Raw genomic sequence first — 18,391 nt, forward strand, 5'->3', positions numbered from 1 at the left:
TCTATCACGGGCCCCAGTAGCATTGAGAGGATATCAATCTCTCTCGATGGTCACCCAGCCATCGGTCGACGCAGACTCGTACACTGCGTCCAATACGTACAGCACTTCAAGTGCATCGTCGAGAGTAGCAGGCATCGAAGCTTCTCCGCGCCTGGCTTGCAACATTTGATTGAAAAACTCGATCCCCCAACGACCGCCGTATCCGGCTGCAGACTGATATTCATGCGTGATTTGACGATGGGGACTACTTGCCCAATCCTCACAGGATGAACTGAGTTTCAACGTGGTTTCGTCATCGAAGCCAAACGTCTTGCCCATCGGATCCCAGTTACACTGTCCCTCTTCACCATACACCTGAATGCTCGTATCGTAACGACCCTCACGGAGATAGTAGCCACAAGTATGAGTGCCAATGGCACCTGATTTCGTCTCTAATTGGAGTGTCGCCCCGTCTTCGACGTCGATTTCCGAAGAACCGGTAGTTAGTTGCGCATTCACTCGGACAATCGGATCGTCTAGGATCCACGGAAGTAAATCAAGCCAATGCACACCGAGCCATTGGACGATTCCCCCCCGACTGGCTGCTTCATCGAAGAGGTAATGATCGGTGTTGCGAGTGTCCAGAGCGGAGGCAACAAAGCGAAGATCGAATCCTCGTACGTTTCCGAAAAAGCCAGAGCGTTGTAGTTCACGCAATTTTTTTGAGATAGGATGACCACGCCATGTATAGGAAACGCCGACTGTGACATCAGCTTCACGGGCGGCCGCCGCGATCGGTTCTAAGTCAGCCGCCGTCCGTGCAGCTGGTTTCTCGGTAAATACATCAATACCTCGTTCAATGGCTGCCTCAATGACTGCCGGCTTCTTTCGATTTGAGAGTGTGATCCAGACAAGGTCAACGTCAGCCTCGTCCAGTAAGCGCTCGGGCGTTTCGTAGTGTGGTGCGTCAGTCAGCGTATCAATACCAAGTGCCTCTGGCGTGTAATGCTCATCAGCGGTTGCCATCACCCTGATATCAAGTTGCTCTATACTCTCGAGATACGGCCGACAATGATGATGATTGAGACCGATATATCCAACCTTTGTCGTCATTTGAATGCAGGAATAACTTCTTTACCGAATCGTTCGAGACACTCAACAGCCGAATCCTGCGGTTGCCCAGGAAACTGACATCGGATGAGAACATGGTCGACACCGAGATCTTCATAAATTTGCAATTGCTCGATACATTCCTCAGGCGTCCCGATGACGAATTTTTCATCGAGTTCATCATAATCGATTTCGACTTCGTGTTCGTCCATGTACGTCTGTCCCCAGCGAGCATACAGCTGATAGAGATTGAGGAGATACGGTTCGATTTCCTCGCGTGCCTCTGTAACGGAATCCGCGACATAGCAGTCACGCATCAGGATGACATCGTTTTCGTCGCGGTTCATTCCGAACTCGTCAAGGGCGTCTTCGTAAACGCTGATTTGCTCTTCGAGATCCTCCGTCGTCGACGAAGCACTTGCAATCCAGGCATCGCCGCGGTACGCGGCCCGCTTGATTGCAATGTCGGCATGTCCACCAATCCAAACCGGAATCTCATCCGGTCTTGGGCTCACGAATACGTCCTCGAACGACCAGTGGTCGCCATCGTGAGTGACGTTTTCTTCGGACCAAAGTCGCTTGAGGATCGAAATCGATTCGAGGAATTTCCCAACCCGTTCGTCCATATCCACACCGAATGGTGCGAGTTCACGTTCTCGATAACCAAGGGCTGCCCCAAATGCTGCTCGTCCACCTGAAATCTCGTCAATCATCGCAATCTGCTCGGCAAGATGAAGTGGATTATAAAGGGCAGGTAGCATGGCTGCCGTACCGAGTTCGAGCCGTTTGGTTCGAGCTGCAATCGCTGCGAGAGCCGTTACTGGTTCGACGAATCCTTCCTCATGGATATGGCGTTCACCGAGAGTTGCGGAATCAAATCCGACCTCTTCCATCACCTCAGCTTGTTCGTAAATATCCTGAACCTCGAACGCTCCCTCTTCCGTATAATATTGGTTAAGGAACACTCCGAATTTCATGCGAAGACTCTCTCATGATTTGGATTCCATCTTGTTGGATTTTCAAATTCAACTCTGTGCATGGTATTGATATATATGTCTGGTCTAATATAGTTTATGTTTATCAGAGCTGGTTATCGGTAACGGAGCTAAAGTCAACAATCCCGCCACATATGGCGGGCTTCTTGCCCCACTCTGCCTATAGAACTCGATGTCTTTTACCAATATGAAACAGTCATTGAGGTCGTAAAGATGATAAATATCATCAACACTAATACTAACCGTCTATCCGCTGGTGGTTTATTGATATTTGCCCGCCATAAATGACAAAAATGAGTAACTAAAAATTCGTAATCTGTTTGGCTATTCCAAACGTTTATGTGGTTGTTCACTATGACATCTATAACGATGAAAAAAGCACGAAACCCGGTAAAAGCAACCCAAACGGCGCTCGATATCGTTAACGCACTCCGAGAACACGAGAATCTAGGTGTGACCAAACTTGCAGAAACTCTTGATATCTCAAAGAGTGCCGCCCACTGCCACCTATCGACACTTCGTGAGTACGGCTACGTTGTGAAAGAAGCCGACAAATATCGCCTTGGGCTCCAGTTTATCGACGTTGCCCACCACGTTCGCAACAAATTCGAAATTTACGACCTCGTGCGTGACGAGATCGACAAGTTAGCAGAAGAAAGTAGAGAACTTGTTTTGTTTACTGTTGAAGAACAGAACCAAGGAATTTGTCTCCACAAAGCCGAGGGAGAACACGCCGTTCAAACTGAGCTATACGTTGGATACAGGAATGACCTCTACCATACTGCGGTTGGCAAAGCAATTCTCGCAAATAAAACAGAAGAAAAATTGCTTGAGTACCTTGACGAGGTGGAATTAGAAGCACGAACCAAGTTCACTATTACCAGCGAAGAACAACTTCGTGAGGAGTTGGCAGAAATCCGTGAAAGTGGTTTTGCATACAATCGAGAAGAAACGATACATGGATTAAAAGGTGTTGGCGTACCCATTAAAAGACAGAATGGTGGTGTTTACGGAGCTATTAGTGTGATTGGGCCTACCAGCCGGATGGACGAAGAACGACTCGAACAACTCTCGCAGATGGTGTATCGAACTGTAAATGTTATCGAAATTAATGCGACATCACTGTAGCCCTTTTATCACTTACACTCTGGTATAAAATATATAGCTATTATTTGAAATTTATTTGACTCCGATCACCCAATCTCACGATCAATATGCAACTCGATATAAGAATTCTGCCATGTGTCGTCGAGGTTACTCACATCAGAATTAACCAACGTAACTCACCCCCGGTTGGACAACGGAAGAATCTTGGACTCAAAAGGTATAGGTAAATAATTATAGATTGTGAAAGTCAGCACAATGCTCATTGAGAACCAGTACATTTAAATGCATTACAAAACTACTGCTGTAATAGACGCCGCACAACAAAAGAGGCTGAATATACTATGTCAGGCAATAATTCGCAGAAGAAGACCAGCAAAGTCGAGCGAGTGATTCGAGAGTATGAATTAGGCGATATGGGGGAGACACTCGAAGTCTATTGGACTGGTGAGAGTGAAGAGCAATACAGTCTTCGTGATCTCGCTGATATTTTCAATCAAGCAGTGCTAAGGGCCGAGTTAGATCGAAACAATGCCTCCCAACTGGAAGGGGAAGTTGAAAATACCTATCGACTACTCACTGATACGTCAGTTAGTAGTGGGATCCAGACGGAGACTGAAAATGCGCTTGCTCGTGATGGAATTGACGTAGAGCAACTCAAGAAGGATTTCGTGTCTCACCAGGCGATCTATACCTACCTCACTAAGTATCGGGAAGTATCCCACAAATCAAAAGTGGGTGATACCAAGACACAGATCGAAAAAGGAGCAGATACTATCCGACGTCTCCAAAACCGGATGGTTGCAGTTTCTGAAACAACGCTCACGAATCTTCGTAATACGGATCGAATCGAACTGGCGGACTTTGAGGTGATCAACGACGTTCGAGTCGTCTGTAACGAATGTGGTCGGTCCTATCCAATAGTTGAGCTTCTCGATATGGGGGGCTGTAATTGCATGATGTGACACCATGCGTGAAACTATAAAAATTATATATCAAGGAACTCATACTGATCGACCATTTGATTCTGATGGGAGTATCTCTCGTTTATTGTAATACTCGAAATACGATTGGATACAGTATAGAAATTTATAATCTCGCAATCACGCGAAATGAAATGGACTCAACGCAACGGAATCGAACTCCTAGCGACTTTTGATATAGTTACATCTGATTTACAGCTACTTGATCCACTCTATGACAACTACGACCCTTCTCTCGGTGTTTTACGCTGGAAGAGGTGGTTTACCATGCGGGATCTGGTGAAGGACAGAACACGAATTAGACATTACAGCCATAGCTGTGTAATGATATCTCTCGATAAGGGCATTCTCTACCTATTGGCGTTTACAACTCAATTTCCCGACGAACTGACCACAATTTGTTCTCTATGATAGAATACGATCTCGAGTGGAAATGGAAGACGAGTGTTCGGTCAAAAGGGAGTACGCATAGAAAGAGGCGGTCCTCGTCGCCAAACCGAATGAAAATCGATTCGTGGAATTTTGAGAGAATCCGTCTCGTTGCTTGGAAGCAGAAGGCCTTCATTACTGTGATGCTCGGTACTCCACGGATATTCAAACGTCGTGAATTTCCGCGACAAATACGTTGGTGATTCTCTATACAAGAACGTGATTCTCCTCGCTATAAGTAACAACTGCAAAGGAGCGCCCACTGGCTACGTTTTGTAGATCCGAGCAATGTCGAGAATGGACTCTAATAGGACTTTCGCGCCACAAGACAGACTCGGCACCTCGAGGACTATTCATCCGGACAACCCCCGATTACGGTCACCGTCGTTCCAGACGGCCCATCGTCTTCTCCTATCTTCGTTCTCTAAAATAGAATCCCCTGCAAAATTTGGCGTCGGGTGTTTATGATGACGTCGAGAGCGACGTCTCGCTACGCGACTGATTAGTAGCTGTCGTAGACCGTCTTTTCAATCGTATAGAAGTCTAGCCCCGAATCACCTTGCTCGCGCCACGTCTCACTGGAAGAGCGCTTGAACCCGCCGAACGGGACGTGAAGCTCCAGACCAGTCGTTTTGTCGTTGACCTTCACAACCCCGGCTTCCACCTCGTCAATAAACCGATTCGCTTCCGTATGATCGTTGGTAACGATGCTCGCTGACAGGCCATATGGTACGTCGTTCGCAACCGCGACACTCTCATCGAAATCGCTGACCTCGATGACCGCAATGACGGGGCCGAAAACCTCCTCTTGTGCGATACGCATGTCGGAGTCGATATCGGTGAACACGGTTGGTTCGACGAAGTAGCCCGACTCGACTTCTGAACCTTCGGGAACGCCCCCACCTGCCGCGAGCGTTGCACCCTCTTCTTCGGCGATCTCGATGTACTCAAGCGTCGATTCGAGTTCGTCAGCACTAACCTGGGGTCCCATCTCATGCTCCGAACCGGGACCGATGTCGATCGATTCTGCCCGGTCAACGAGTTCCGCGACGAACTCATCATAAACATCCTTGTGAACGATCGCACGGGAGCAAGCCGTACACGACTGACCGGTCGTTCCGAACCCACCATTCGCAACGATATCAGCTGCCTCTGCTACGTTCGCCGAGTTCGAGACGACCGTTGGATTCTTTCCACCGAGTTCCGTCTGAACACGCTTTCCGCTATCCGTCGCCTGATCGTATACCATCCGACCGACTTCGCTACTGCCGGTGAACGAGACGGCATCTACCGCATCGTGTCCGATGAATTCACTGCCGACAGTGCTTCCCGACCCCGTAACAACGTTCAGTGCTCCATCCGGGAGGCCGGCTTCGTCGAGTGCTCGTGCGAGTTCGATCGCGACACCGGGTGCAGCCGACGCCGGTTTGAGAACGACCGCGTTACCTGCGGCGAGTGCCGGTGCGAGTTTCCACGCCGGAATGGCGATCGGGTAATTCCACGGCGTAATGAGGGAAGCGACGCCGACAGGTTCTTGGACGGTGTAGAGGTTCTGATCGGTTGCGCTTGGACCTTTCACCGTTCCGCCGAGGTCGGCAGCTTTACCGGAGAAGTAATGGAAAATGTCGATTGCACGCTGTACCTCGCCGTTTGCTTCGGCGTACGCTTTGCCCTCCTCCGCGACGAGGAGATCAGTCAGCTCTTCTTTCCGTTCGGCAAGCAGAGTGCCGGCTTCGCGGAGAATTCGACCGCGCTCTGGACCCGGGGTCGCTGCCCAGTCATCTGCCACAGCAGCGGCGGCTTCGACGGCAGCGGTTGCATCCTCCGTACTGGAACGCTGGTACTTTGCGACGACTTCATCAGGATTTGCAGGGTTTTCGACTTCGATGACCTCGTCGGTCGCCGATTGAACCCAGTCACCATTCACGTAGTTCTGGTTTATTTCCGACATCGTACGTTCGTTCTCAGTTCACCCATACGACTCTTACGGTACGTGGAGAGATTGATATTTCTCAGATGGTCGTGAACAGTCTCCGGCCCGCGTCCCGAAGCACGTGCTCCGTCTCTCGGTAGAGACGAACCTTGATAGGGGACGGACCTGGTTTTTCTTGGTCCTACGTGATTTTGCTGCGAGACCACGGTCGCTGGAACACGAATTCACTGGAGTCAACGAACGTAGAGCCGGTGTGAATTGGTTGAACTATAAAACCCGTAACGTTTACTATAGCACATCCGAATCGTGTGGACGCAATGGTTGATTATGCGAAGCTCCGCGACCCGAACGCGGAGTATACGATGCGCGACCTCTCGGCCGAAACGATGGGCGTCTCCAACCGCCGTGGCGGTGTGCGCGATGCGGAAATCACCGACGTTCAGACGACGATGGTCGACGGAAACTACCCGTGGATACTCGTTCGCGTGTACACCGATGCCGGTGTCGTAGGAACTGGTGAAGCGTATTGGGGCGGCGGCGACACAGCAATCATCGAACGGATGAAACCCTTCTTAGTCGGTGAAAATCCACTCGACATTGACCGACTGTACGAACATCTCGTCCAGAAGATGTCCGGTGAGGGCTCTATTTCCGGAAAAACCATATCTGCAATCTCCGGCATCGAAATCGCACTTCACGACGTTGCCGGCAAGCTCCTCGAAATCCCGGCCTATCAGCTCGTCGGTGGGAAATATCGTGACGAGGTTCGTATCTACTGTGACTGTCATGCTGGCGATGAATCCGAACCCGAATCAAATGCGGCGGAAGCCGAGCGCGTGGTCTCCGAACTCGGCTACGACGCCATCAAGTTCGACCTTGACGTTCCGTCGGGACACGAAAAGGATCGCGCGAACCGCTACCTCCGAGGTCCCGAAATCGATCACAAGGTCGAAATCGTCAAACAAGTTTGTGAGACGGTCGGTGACCGCGCGGACGTGGCCTTCGATTGTCACTGGTCGTTCACTGGCGGCAGTGCAAAGCGTCTCGCGGCCGCGCTCGAAGAATATGACGTGTGGTGGCTTGAAGACCCAGTTCCCCCCGAGAATCACGATGTTCAGGAAGAGATCACTAAATCCACGACGACACCGATCGGTGTCGGCGAGAACGTGTACCGAAAGTACGGTCAGCGAACGTTGCTCGAACCACAAGCAGTAGACATTATCGCGCCGGACCTACCTCGTGTCGGTGGTATGCGAGAAACGCGAAAAGTTGCCGATCTCGCGGATCTGTACTATATTCCGGTCGCGATGCACAACGTTTCCTCGCCGATCGGCACGATGGCTTCTGCTCAGGTCGCAGCTGCGATACCGAACAGCCTGGCCGTCGAGTTCCACTCCTATCAACTCGGCTGGTGGGAGGACCTCGTTGAAGAGGATGATCTCATTCAGGAGGGTCGGATGGAAATCCCGGAGAAACCTGGTCTCGGCCTCACACTCGATCTCGACGCTGTCGAGCAGCACATGGTCGAAGGTGAGACGCTCTTTGACTAGTAAATTATTGTATATTCTATCGAAATTTTACTAATTTATCGTGGCGATACATTTTTAACGACATCCACGAACTATTGTGTCATGCGCTATTACCGACTCCCCGGTGGAGAGCGTTCAGCGACGGATACCCTCGTTGTCGAAGACGAGGACGGAACAGCATACGATCTGACTTCTGCATCACCTGACTTAGGATCGTTCAAAGCACTTGCTCGAGCGGCAAATGCAAATGACGAGTCGATCGATACCGTTGCACGCAAACGTCTCGACGACGCTGATCGGTTCGATCTCGATACGGCTACTGGAGACCTTCTTCAACCGGTCGTCGCCGACGAAGTCTGGGCGGCCGGTGTTACGTATCAAATCAGCGAAGAAGCACGCAAAGCGGAGAGTGGAAAGCCCGAAGTGTACATCGACGTTTATGATAACGAACGTCCCGAAATATTCCTCAAGGCGACACCGTCGCGGACGGTCGGTCCATCGGAGGATATCGGTGTGCGTGGTGATTCGGATTGGGATGTCCCGGAGCCGGAACTCGGAATTGTTCTTCATCGAGGCAAAACCGTCGGTTACACCATCGGTAACGATGTATCCAGTAGGGATATCGAAGGTGAAAATCCGCTGTATCTCCCACAGGCAAAAGTGTACGACCGCTGTTGTTCGATCGGTCCATGTGTCGTCTCGGAGGAGACGATCGAGGATCCACACGACCTTGAAATGTCGTTGACCATCGAACGTGATGGTAAGATCGTGTACGAGGAATCAACGTCGACGAACGAGATGGTGACCACGTGTGACGAACTCGTATCCTATCTAGATCGACATAACGTCCTTCCCGAAACGCTCGTCCTCCTCACCGGAACGGCTCTGGTACCCCCAGAGTCGTTTACCCTCACCGAGGGCGACCAAGTGACGATCGACATCGGCGATATCGGTCGGCTCGTGAACGGTACTGTCACCGTATAAACCGACGACACGTTCTTGACATCCTCTCCGCCGTAAACGGCGAGGATTCCCCCCGAGTTGGGATATTACGGTTCGCGGTTAACGACTTGTTCTCGCGGGGCGAACCGACCCTCGCTACAATCGAACAAGCGCACCGCTGGCTGTGCCAACCAGCCGTTATCCCTATCCTCATTTGGTGGATTCGGGAGTACTTTTCGTCTGATGTTCTCCGCACCATTACTGTCCGCGTTCGCAACCAACCCACACTCACACACGTACAAGCCTCGCTGGACACGCTGACGGTCGTCTGACTGACCGCACGCTGAACACGTTTTCGACGTATTGCGCTCGGACTTCGTGACAACAGAGATGCCACGTTCTTCCGCCTTGTACGCAAGCATCGAAGTGAAGCGGTCGAACGCCCACCCGTGCAAGTCGAGATTGCCGTGCTTACCCCAATTGCGGGCGTCACCGTTCTCGTCCTCGCGGATGCCGCCGAGGTCACCAACAACAATCGTTCCGACACCCCTTTTAGAACATTCGGATACGATGTCCTTCGAGAGCGTGTGCAAGAAGTGTGTCCGGCGGTCGGTACGCTTTGTGTCGAGACGACGGGCTTCGTGTGACGCCGAATCGTCCGTCTCGGCGCGCTTCTTGGCGAAGTAGTATTCGTCTTCTTTAAGCGCCCCACCGGGGTACAACACTGATTCGTCGCCGTACGAGACGGTAGCGAGGTTGCAGATGCCAAGGTCGATGCCTGCCACGCCGTCACCGGGTGATTCCGCTTCGTTAATCGTGACGCGACAGACGAAATGCAACCGCCAGATGTCGTGTTCGTACACTGCACGAACCTGCTGAACGTTCTCGATAGTCCTTTCGGACGGGCCGATGGCATCGTACTCGCACAGAACGAAGTCCGACCAATTCTCTTTGAGGTTCTTGCCTTTCGAGAGACGAACTCGGTTGTTGTGCGTGTCATGCTTGAAGCCAGCCGCCTTGAACGTGATTGTTGAACGCGGGTGGTTGTCGTTGTGTTTGCGGTAGCCGGGCGGATTCGCGTTCGTGTCCCCGTTTCGGCGTTTGCCGTACCAACTGGTGAACGCCTCTTCGAGTTCTTGGAGAACTCATTGACTCGACTGAGAATGGAGGTCGGCGTAGCGTTCGTGGTTCTTGAGGTACGCCATAAGCGCGTTAGCGCCGGGGATGTGGCCGCAAGCATCCCAGACTCGTTGGACCGTCCATCGGCCAACGTTCCAGAGCTTGCTGGCAGCGAATCCGAGCGAATCGAGGTCGTTGCGCACCTGCGAGTAGTTGCAGATACGGGCGCGGTAGGTTCGCGTAACGACCTGTTTCGCCATACGTAACCTATGTCACCACAAATACTTATACCTGCGTAGAGCGGGGTGAAAGTGAAACAATCCGTGGAATATCCGGCCCTGGTACCGGCGGTGGTTGCCGAATACTTTGTCGGATTCATCCCCGCCCTAAAGGACGGGGCTTTCTCCTCGTATCTACGTAAATACTAGCGAACCGTTGCGTGGTCAAGCCTCGAAGTACATAGGTAGCTTCGTCTATATTATTTGTAATAATCTTATTAGAAATATTTATGAGACTCGGATGATATTTGTGAATATGTCCGAAAAATCGTTTCGGGATAGGCTGCTCGATGGCGAAACGGCCGTCGGTACGTTTCAATTACTAGACTCAGCAATGGTTTCGGAGATGATCGGCGTTGCGGGAATGGATTTTGTAATCTATGATCAAGAACACGGTCCGTTGACCGCTGAAACAACGCTTAACCTGACTTCTTCCGCACAGAATAAGGACCTCGCACCGATCGTTCGTGTTCGCGAGAACCGGGAAGCTGAAATCCAACGTGCGCTCGACTTAGGCGCGGCAGGCGTACAGGTTCCACAGATTGAAACGCGATCGGACGCCGAGGCAGCTGTCAAAGCGGCCCGTTTCGATCCGCTCGGAAGTCGGGGACTCTCGCAGTACGTTCGTGCCGGCGAGTATACCGGAAGCGAGACCTACACGGAAGAACAAAACGAAGAGCGGCTTCTAGTAATACAGGTCGAAGGAGAGCGTGGAGTCGAAAACATTGAAGAGATCCTCGATGTCGAAGGCATCGACGTCGTATTTCTTGGCCCGTATGACCTTTCCCAGTCTCTCGGAATCCCTGGAGAGGTTACCCACGAACGTGTCGAAGAACTCATGCAGCGTGTCTGTGAGAGTGCTGCCGAAACGGAGACGGTCGTGGGTGCGTTCGCGGACAATACCCAAATCGCGAACAGATGGATTGATGCTGGTGTCCAGTATCTGACGATCGGTGTCGAGGCTGCTCTGTTCACCGAACACCTCGAAAGTCTCGTCGACGATATCGATATCCCTCCAACTATTAGGTGAGCACCCGACGCGACCTACTCGACAGCGCTAAAGTTCGCATCGGTAGCCGTCACTTCGAGCCGAGAAATCACAGCCACCGTGTTTCAAAAAAGGTGCGTCGATGAAAATCGCTCAGTCGACCAATGAACGGGTTTCCCAGTCTTTCTCGAAGAGGTTTATCGTGTGTACCTCGTCCTTGCCATCGGAGTACGCGTGTTCTTCGACGACGCCCATGTCGAGTTCGACTCCGAGACCGGGACGCTGTGGGATTTCAATATACCCGTCTTCGACCACAATCGGGTCCACCAGCAGGTCATTGACCCATTCTACGTCGTACGTCTGGAAAACCTCCTGAATCATGAAGTTCGGCACCGCAGCGTCCACGTGGGCTGAAATCGCTGTCGCAACCGGGCCCTGAGGGTTATGTGGAGCGAAACTGACGTGTTCGGCTTCGGCTTGTGCGGCAATTTTCTTTGCTTCGGTTATCCCACCGGTGTTCATGATGTCGGGTTGGATGATGTCGACGTCCGTGTTCGCCAGAAGGTCGCGGAACTCGTACTTCGAAACCAGTCGCTCACCGGTTGCGATGGGAATCGGCGATTTGTCCGCGACTTTTCCGAGACTGTTAATCGAGTCCGGCGGGCAGGGCTCCTCGAACCACGTCGGATGGAACTCGGAGAACGCATTCGCGACTTCGAGGGCTTGACCGGCGGTAAATCGACCATGTCCCTCGATGAGAAGATCGACATCGGGACCCACAGCTTCTCGCACTGCACGAACGATATCGACCGAGTGATTGAATTTCTCGCGATCCATTCGTTGCCACGATTTCCCGAACGGATCGAACTTCATCGCGTCGTAACCATCGTTGACGACCTGCTTTGCCGCTTTCTGCCACGTTGCGGGATCGTCGGTCGTTTCCGTGTACCATCCGTTGGCATACGCGCGTATCGTGTCGTCATGGACGTTCCCTCCGATCAGTTCATACACCGGTCGGTCGAGCATCTTTCCCTTGATGTCCCAACACGCCATGTCGATGGCTGAGATGACCGTCGTGTTGACGACGTTCTTCGAGAACCACTCGTCGCGGTACATTTCTAACCATAGACGCTCGGTTGCGAATGGATCTTCCCCGATGAAGAAATCACTCATCTCCTCGATGGCGGCTGCAACGGTCTCCGGTTTGCTATGCGTCGTCGCCTCGGCGAGTCCGTGAATACCCTTGTTCGTGTCCAAGCGGACGAACACCCAGGGTTTCCATGGATTGGCGACGATATACGTCTCTACGTCGGTAATGCGCAAGTCCGACATAATCATTCATTTCGTTACAGATGTAATAATACTTTTTATCGGGTCAAATGGTGTTTCGAACACTGTTCAGCGTATATCAGGCGCCACATTGGTGCCGTTTACGTAGATTCGAGGAGAAAGCCTCGCCCTTTAGAGCGGGGATGAATCCGACAAAGTACCCAGCAACTGCCGCCGATAGCAAGGCCAGATATTCCACGAACGGTACTATTAAGCGTTCTCTTGTCCCACCTATACTACCGATATTCCCTCGTTGACGAACACGGTCTTTGACCGTACCGATGCTTTGCATCGACTCGTCGCGTGGTAAGAAAGTCGATGCCCACTCCACCACGTCCGGGCCAACTGGTCGTCTGACGCTGATGGTGGTACCCAGCAGGCTGAATACCCTGTCGCGGAGGGATGGACGGTATTCCGTCCCGGTGAAACGCCCATTGCAGATGGGTGGAAAGGCCGCTTTGATACGGCTATACGCACTGCAACGCACACCCTCGGTCATAATTGGGTGGCAACCGGTGAGGGAAGACGCGAAAGCGTCCTTCGTTCCCAAGGAAACGTGCAACCGTAATATCCTCTTCGAGGAATCCCCGCCGTTTATGATGGGGAGATGTCAAGACGACGCCCATATCGGCGAGGGTTTGGAGTGGAAGGTGATTATATCCCGCTGCGACGCCCGCAAACAATTGGAGGTTTTCTGCGTACTCTAACAAATTTTCGTCGATACGCACGCTGGATACGATTTTTGCATCGCTTATGAATTCGCGCTCTTGCGATGGTGTTTGTGCGCATCGAACGCATAGGTTTGGGAGCTGGTTGTCGAGAATGGCGGCATACTCGGCCGCCGGCAGTCCATGTGTATCGCTGCGTAGGACGAGGACATCAGTTCTATCGTCGTTCATTTTTCATCCCGCCACTGGGTGAGAGTGTACTCATCCCGTGACTACATTTATGAATTCGAGAAAACCATATTAGTTTTCCCAATTTATTAGCGTATTGAAATGTGCACCATGGGAGAAAGGACGGTGAAATACTAACTGTGTTCATCGGTGGGATAGAATCCGGTGATGATATTTGCTCCAAATTTCTGAATTCAGTCGAACCGAACCACCGAATTAATCAAGTACATGGAGAGAGGTTTGAGCATATGGTTTACAGGGCAGGAATTATCGGAACCGGTGGAATTGCTGGGCTGGGAATTCTCGGAATGCACGACGAAGCGGATATTGGTCAAAAAAAGTTCAAAGCCAGTCACGCGGGTGGCTACGAGGAGACCGAGGGAATCGAACTCGTCGCCATTGCGGATGTAGACGAATCAAAACTCGAGCGATTCGGTGACGCGTGGGAGATTCCAGAGGATCGACGTTACGTGGGCCACGAGGCGATGCTTGAATCGGAAAATTTAGACGTCGTCTCGGTTTGCACCCCATCGTATCTCCATCGTGAGCACGTCGTATCGACTGCGCGTTCGGCGTCCGACCCCGCTGTCATTTGGTGTGAGAAACCGATCGCAGCGAGCGTCGGAGAGGCCGAAGAGATGAGCAACGTTTGTGCCGACACGGATACTGAACTCGTCGTCAATCACTCGTTCCGGTTCACCGAGAAAGTAGAACAGCTTCGGCGTGCAGTTGCCGACGGTATCATCGGGGAGCCGAAATCGATCTCTGCTGATTTCCGGCGGGAGTTGATGCGTAACTCGACACATCTGCTCGACCTTCTGGTGTACTTACTCGACGCCAACGCCACGCGGGTTAGTGGCTATATCAACGAGGAGAACGACGCCGTCGATGCACTCGGCGGAACACGGGAAGTAACTGATTCCGGTGGTGGTGGGCATGTTCTCCTCAACGATGGCACATTCGCTACTATCGACTGCACCGTCGCTCGTGATATCTCTTCCATGTGTCTCCAATTCATCGGCACTGATGGAAAATTGTATCTCAACAATGACGACGGCGAATGGCGATACTGGACGCTCGAAGACGGTGTCCACATCGAAGAACCAGTTCCAGGTGTGTCGGGTGCCTGGTCATGGGATGTCGATTATCGCCAGGCGTTTCCGAACGCTGCGAGCCATATCGTCAACCTGTTGAACGGTGTCGCGGAAAACCGTTCTCCAGGGATTGAGGCGACCCGGTCGCTCGAAATCATCGTCAGCTTCTATATCTCTCATTATACCGGTAGCCACGTCGACCTGCCACTCGAAACGCCACTCAAGGATGTCCGGATAACCTCGTGGTGACGACAAAACGTCTAGCTCTCCCATTCTGACCGCCGGTATTCGCGAATTATAGTGCGCAACCCTGCCGCTACGGCAACAGTTTTTAGCACCGCTCAGAATACTGGTTACATGTCACACGTACGATTTCGTGATCCGGCAGGCTATACTCGCGACGGTCTGTGGACAGACGACGGCATCGCCTTTGCCGACGACACTTACGATCCTACCGAGGTAGACATTCTCCCGCCAACGGATCCAACGAAGATCGTCTGCGTCGGACTCAATTATGCAGACCACGCGGAAGAATCAGGGATGGAAATCCCGGATCGCCCATTGTTGTTTCTGAAACCGCCCAACTCGGTGGCCGGACACGGTGATACGATTACGCTCCCTGCTGGCAAAGAACGAGTCGAGTACGAAGCTGAACTCGGCGTTGTTATCGGACAACAGTGTCGAAACGTGGCTGCTGAGAACGCCGAAGCAGTCATCGACGGGTATACCTGTGTCAACGATATCTCGAACCGCGACGACCAGATGGTCGAACAGAACTGGATTCGAGGGAAAGCGTTCGACGGGTCCGCGCCCATCGGACCGGTCGTTGCCCCACCCGAGGCGGTACCGGACGATGCGACGGTCGAACTCCGACTAAATGGAGAAATCAAGCAGCGATCGTCCCGTTCGGAATTCATATTCTCTGTTCCGGAGATCATCGAGGAGATCACGGCATACCTCACGCTCGAACCGGGTGACGTTATTATCACGGGAACGCCCGCAGGTGTCGGTCCACTCTCCGACGGAGATCAGGTCGAAGTCGAGATCGAAGGCATCGGAACCCTCAAACACGACGTCACTACGGAATAGACCCCTCGACATCGGTGTGCGTTCGATCTACGCATCCGATACGACCAGCTCCCATGATACTGCGAAGTACACTATCTCCGGACGCTATCAGCGTTCCCGAGTTCTATTCGGACAATTCAGTATGGTCCGTCGAAAGAGTGGTCGCCCCGTCCGCTCGCGGCGAGAGTTAGTGGCCCCAGAGAGTATCGTCCTCACGATATCGAACGTCCATGATTCGATTCCACTGTTCTTCGGATAAATCGACGTCGCACGCACTGACGTTCTCGTCCAACTGCTCAGTAGTTCGCGCACCGATGATCGGAACGCACGTGAAGTCGTCGTGATCCATCAGCCATCGGAGCGACACTTGAGCGGGTGTCGCATCCACCTCGTCGGCCACGTCGCGTATCGCATCGAGGACCTTCCACCCTCGCTCCGATGCTTGACATCCTCCCGCCCTAAAGGGCGAGGATTCCTCGAAGAGGATATTGAGGTTGCGCGTTTCCTCGGTTCTCAAGTACGCTTTCGCGTGGAACGTCAACGGTAGCCACCGAATTATGACCGACGGTGTGCGTTACAGCGCGTGGAGCCGTGTCAAAGCGGCCTTCCTCCCCATCAACTATGGGCGTCAAAGACGGCTGGCTGTTCAACCAGCAAGGGAGCACGGTTCGCCTCACCCGAAGTGTTAGGCCGTGCATGGTTCCCCCTCTCGTTTACCGATGTTCGCCGCCGCGTTCAAATCCACATGGCGTTCGTAGCCACACGACGAACAGCTGAAATGGTCGTGGTTCCGTGAGCCGCGTTCACCACACGAAGAACAGTTCTGGCTGGTGTAGGCCGGGTCAACCGTTTCTACGCGGATACCTGCCTGTTCAGCCTTGTAGGTGATGAACGTCTGAAGCTGGTGGAAGTGCCATGAATGGACACCCGACCATCCGGTACGGTCGCGGATACCTTCGAGCGTTTCAATTCGAATCACAGGATTCTCGAATTGGTCGGCAAAGTCGATGAGCCGACGTGAGAGGGTGTGATTGAGGTCGCGGATACGGCGGTGTTCTTTGTTACCTAAATTGAGGCGCTAAGGCCCCTTCCTCAACGAACGAGCGAAGCGAGTGAGTAGGGAGGGGATACAGCGCCGCATGGTTCTCAAACACGTTCGACGCTCGGCCCACAGCCCCACCGCCACCTTCATGTTGAAACGATATGTAAACACAATTGATGGATAGACACGAAATCGAAGGCCACGAAGTCCTCGACGGGACGGCCAAAGCCACCGGCAACGGCGCTCACGTTCTCGTCCCGAAACGGTGGCGTGGAGCGGACGTGAAAGTCGTCCGAACCACCGAACCCAACGAATAGCACCATCCGATGAACTACAACTACAGGTATCGACTCCGACCGTCCGACGCTCTCGAAGAACAATTAGTGTGGACTGTCGATACCTGTAGACAGGTCTACAACCACTTCCTCCACCGGCTCAATCGGAACGACGATACGTCGGCGTACTCCGAGCAGAAACTCCTACCGAGTCTCAAGAAGTGGTGGTCTGACCTGAAAGACGTTCACTCGAAAGTGCTTCAGAAAGTCGTTCAGCGGTTGTACGACAACCTCTCGACGCTTCGCGGACGGAAAGAGAACGGCTACCACGTCGGGACGCTCAAGTGGAAGGCACCGGACGAGTACCGCAGTTTCACCTATAGTCAATCCGGCTTCAAGCTCAAGAACACGAGTGGCCGAGCGCGACTGTGGCTCTCGAAACTCGGAGAAATCCCCATCACCTTCCACCGCGACCTCCCCAACGACGCCGACATCAAGACCGTCTCGATTAAGCAAGAACCAACCGGGAAGTGGTACGCCATCCTCGGTGTCGAAACGCCCGACGACCCACCGGAGAAATCGGAGAATCCCGAGCGGTGCGTCGGAATCGACGTAGGGATTCTCAAGTATGCCCACGACACCGATGGAGCGGCGGTCGAATCGCTCGACCTGTCCGACGAACGCAACCGGTTGGAACGCGCACAGCGTGACCTCTCGCGGAAGGAACACGGCTCTGCGAATTGGGAGAAACAGCGCCGTGTCGTTGCCGAACGCCACGCCGAATTGAAGAACAAGCGCCGGGACTTCCTTCACAAGCTCTCGAACTACTACGCCCGAGAATACGACTTCTTGGCGGTGGAGGACTTGGACACGAAAGGGTTAGTCGAGCTACCGGGCAGCTCGCGCAACCGGGCGGGTGCGGCGTGGGGGACGTTCCTCCGGATGCTCGAATACAAATGCGAACGGGAGGGAACGCACTTTGTCGCCGTGAATCCGCGCGGAACGACCAAAGAGTGTGCATCCTGTGGCGTTTCGACCAATAAACCGCTGTGGGTGCGTGAACACTCGTGTCCGTCGTGCGGGTTCGAAGCGGATAGAGATGCGAACGCGGTGTGGAACATTCTTTCTCGCGGTATCAAGCGGTGAGGAGCGGGACGCTCCGAATCAACGCCTGTGGAGACTGCACTCCCTGTGGATACGTCCGTATCTGCAAAGCGCGTCGTAGAAACAGGAAGCCCCACCCTCAAGCGCGAGCCGTTAGGCGAGCGGTAGGGTGGGGTAGTTCACGAATGCGGTCG

Annotated in this window: 13 protein-coding genes and 3 pseudogenes; 9 read left to right on the forward strand and 7 right to left on the reverse strand. The window is 52.9% G+C overall.

Going from position 1 to position 18,391, the window contains the following annotated elements:
* Window positions 1-33: 33 nt before the first annotated feature.
* Both BW974_RS17210 and BW974_RS17215 read right to left on the reverse strand, forming a co-directional pair.
* Window positions 34-1,092: a Gfo/Idh/MocA family protein gene (locus tag BW974_RS17210; RefSeq protein ID WP_076431474.1), complete on the reverse strand. Its 1,059-nt coding sequence runs from the start codon at window positions 1,090-1,092 to the stop codon at window positions 34-36.
* A complete protein-coding gene (locus BW974_RS17215; protein WP_076431475.1) occupies window positions 1,089-2,066 on the reverse strand; it encodes an LLM class flavin-dependent oxidoreductase in 978 nt (325 codons plus the stop codon). Before BW974_RS17215 ends, BW974_RS17210 begins: the two co-directional genes overlap by 4 nt.
* A gap of 387 nt (window positions 2,067-2,453) precedes the next feature.
* Here BW974_RS17215 and BW974_RS17220 point away from each other — a divergent pair, with 387 nt between their 5' ends.
* On the forward strand, window positions 2,454-3,212 hold the full coding sequence (locus BW974_RS17220; protein WP_076431476.1) for an IclR family transcriptional regulator: 759 nt from the start codon (window positions 2,454-2,456) through the stop codon (window positions 3,210-3,212).
* A 320-nt stretch (window positions 3,213-3,532) separates the two neighbouring features.
* On the forward strand, window positions 3,533-4,153 hold the full coding sequence (rdfA, locus tag BW974_RS17225; RefSeq protein ID WP_076431477.1) for a rod-determining factor RdfA: 621 nt from the start codon (window positions 3,533-3,535) through the stop codon (window positions 4,151-4,153).
* 949 nt (window positions 4,154-5,102) lie between these two features.
* Here rdfA and xacF read toward each other — a convergent pair.
* The gene (gene xacF, locus BW974_RS17235; protein ID WP_076431479.1) at window positions 5,103-6,551 is read right to left on the reverse strand and encodes a 2,5-dioxovalerate dehydrogenase; all 1,449 of its coding nucleotides are present in this window, start codon (window positions 6,549-6,551) and stop codon (window positions 5,103-5,105) included.
* A 299-nt stretch (window positions 6,552-6,850) separates the two neighbouring features.
* On the opposite strand from xacF, the gene BW974_RS17240 reads away from it, so the two are divergent.
* Complete coding sequence (locus tag BW974_RS17240) at window positions 6,851-8,083, forward strand: mandelate racemase/muconate lactonizing enzyme family protein (RefSeq protein WP_076431480.1); 1,233 nt, start codon at window positions 6,851-6,853, stop codon at window positions 8,081-8,083.
* Between the two features lie 81 nt (window positions 8,084-8,164).
* Window positions 8,165-9,046 carry a fumarylacetoacetate hydrolase family protein gene (locus tag BW974_RS17245; RefSeq protein WP_076431481.1) on the forward strand — a complete coding sequence of 294 codons (882 nt, stop codon included), beginning with the start codon at window positions 8,165-8,167 and terminating at the stop codon, window positions 9,044-9,046.
* A 65-nt stretch (window positions 9,047-9,111) separates the two neighbouring features.
* Here BW974_RS17245 and BW974_RS17250 read toward each other — a convergent pair.
* Window positions 9,112-10,383 (reverse strand): annotated as a pseudogene (locus tag BW974_RS17250) (RNA-guided endonuclease InsQ/TnpB family protein).
* Window positions 10,384-10,558: 175 nt separating this feature from the next.
* Here BW974_RS17250 and BW974_RS17255 point away from each other — a divergent pair.
* The gene (locus BW974_RS17255; RefSeq protein ID WP_245800170.1) at window positions 10,559-11,431 is read left to right on the forward strand and encodes an HpcH/HpaI aldolase family protein; all 873 of its coding nucleotides are present in this window, start codon (window positions 10,559-10,561) and stop codon (window positions 11,429-11,431) included.
* Window positions 11,432-11,542: 111 nt separating this feature from the next.
* Here BW974_RS17255 and dgoD read toward each other — a convergent pair whose 3' ends face one another.
* On the reverse strand, window positions 11,543-12,721 hold the full coding sequence (dgoD, locus tag BW974_RS17260) for a galactonate dehydratase (protein WP_076431483.1): 1,179 nt from the start codon (window positions 12,719-12,721) through the stop codon (window positions 11,543-11,545).
* A gap of 1,141 nt (window positions 12,722-13,862) precedes the next feature.
* Here dgoD and BW974_RS17270 point away from each other — a divergent pair.
* Both BW974_RS17270 and BW974_RS17275 read left to right on the forward strand, forming a co-directional pair.
* A complete protein-coding gene (locus BW974_RS17270) occupies window positions 13,863-14,957 on the forward strand; it encodes a Gfo/Idh/MocA family protein (RefSeq protein WP_076431485.1) in 1,095 nt (364 codons plus the stop codon).
* 108 nt (window positions 14,958-15,065) lie between these two features.
* A complete protein-coding gene (locus BW974_RS17275) occupies window positions 15,066-15,797 on the forward strand; it encodes a fumarylacetoacetate hydrolase family protein (RefSeq protein WP_076431486.1) in 732 nt (243 codons plus the stop codon).
* Window positions 15,798-15,963: 166 nt separating this feature from the next.
* Here BW974_RS17275 and BW974_RS17280 read toward each other — a convergent pair whose 3' ends face one another.
* Together BW974_RS17280 and BW974_RS17285 are read right to left on the reverse strand one after the other, a co-directional pair.
* A complete protein-coding gene (locus BW974_RS17280) occupies window positions 15,964-16,317 on the reverse strand; it encodes an aldo/keto reductase (RefSeq protein ID WP_368275057.1) in 354 nt (117 codons plus the stop codon).
* Between the two features lie 144 nt (window positions 16,318-16,461).
* Window positions 16,462-16,854, reverse strand: a pseudogene (locus tag BW974_RS17285) (RNA-guided endonuclease TnpB family protein); the annotation flags it as partial.
* Between the two features lie 140 nt (window positions 16,855-16,994).
* On the opposite strand from BW974_RS17285, the gene BW974_RS24855 reads away from it, so the two are divergent.
* On the forward strand, window positions 16,995-17,135 hold the full coding sequence (locus BW974_RS24855; protein WP_139328919.1) for a DUF2080 family transposase-associated protein: 141 nt from the start codon (window positions 16,995-16,997) through the stop codon (window positions 17,133-17,135).
* A gap of 9 nt (window positions 17,136-17,144) precedes the next feature.
* Window positions 17,145-18,365 (forward strand): annotated as a pseudogene (locus BW974_RS17290) (RNA-guided endonuclease InsQ/TnpB family protein).
* The last annotated feature ends 26 nt before the right edge of the window (window positions 18,366-18,391 follow it).

The sequence above is a fragment of the Haladaptatus litoreus genome, assembly GCF_900156425.1.
Lineage (GTDB): Archaea > Halobacteriota > Halobacteria > Halobacteriales > Haladaptataceae > Haladaptatus > Haladaptatus litoreus.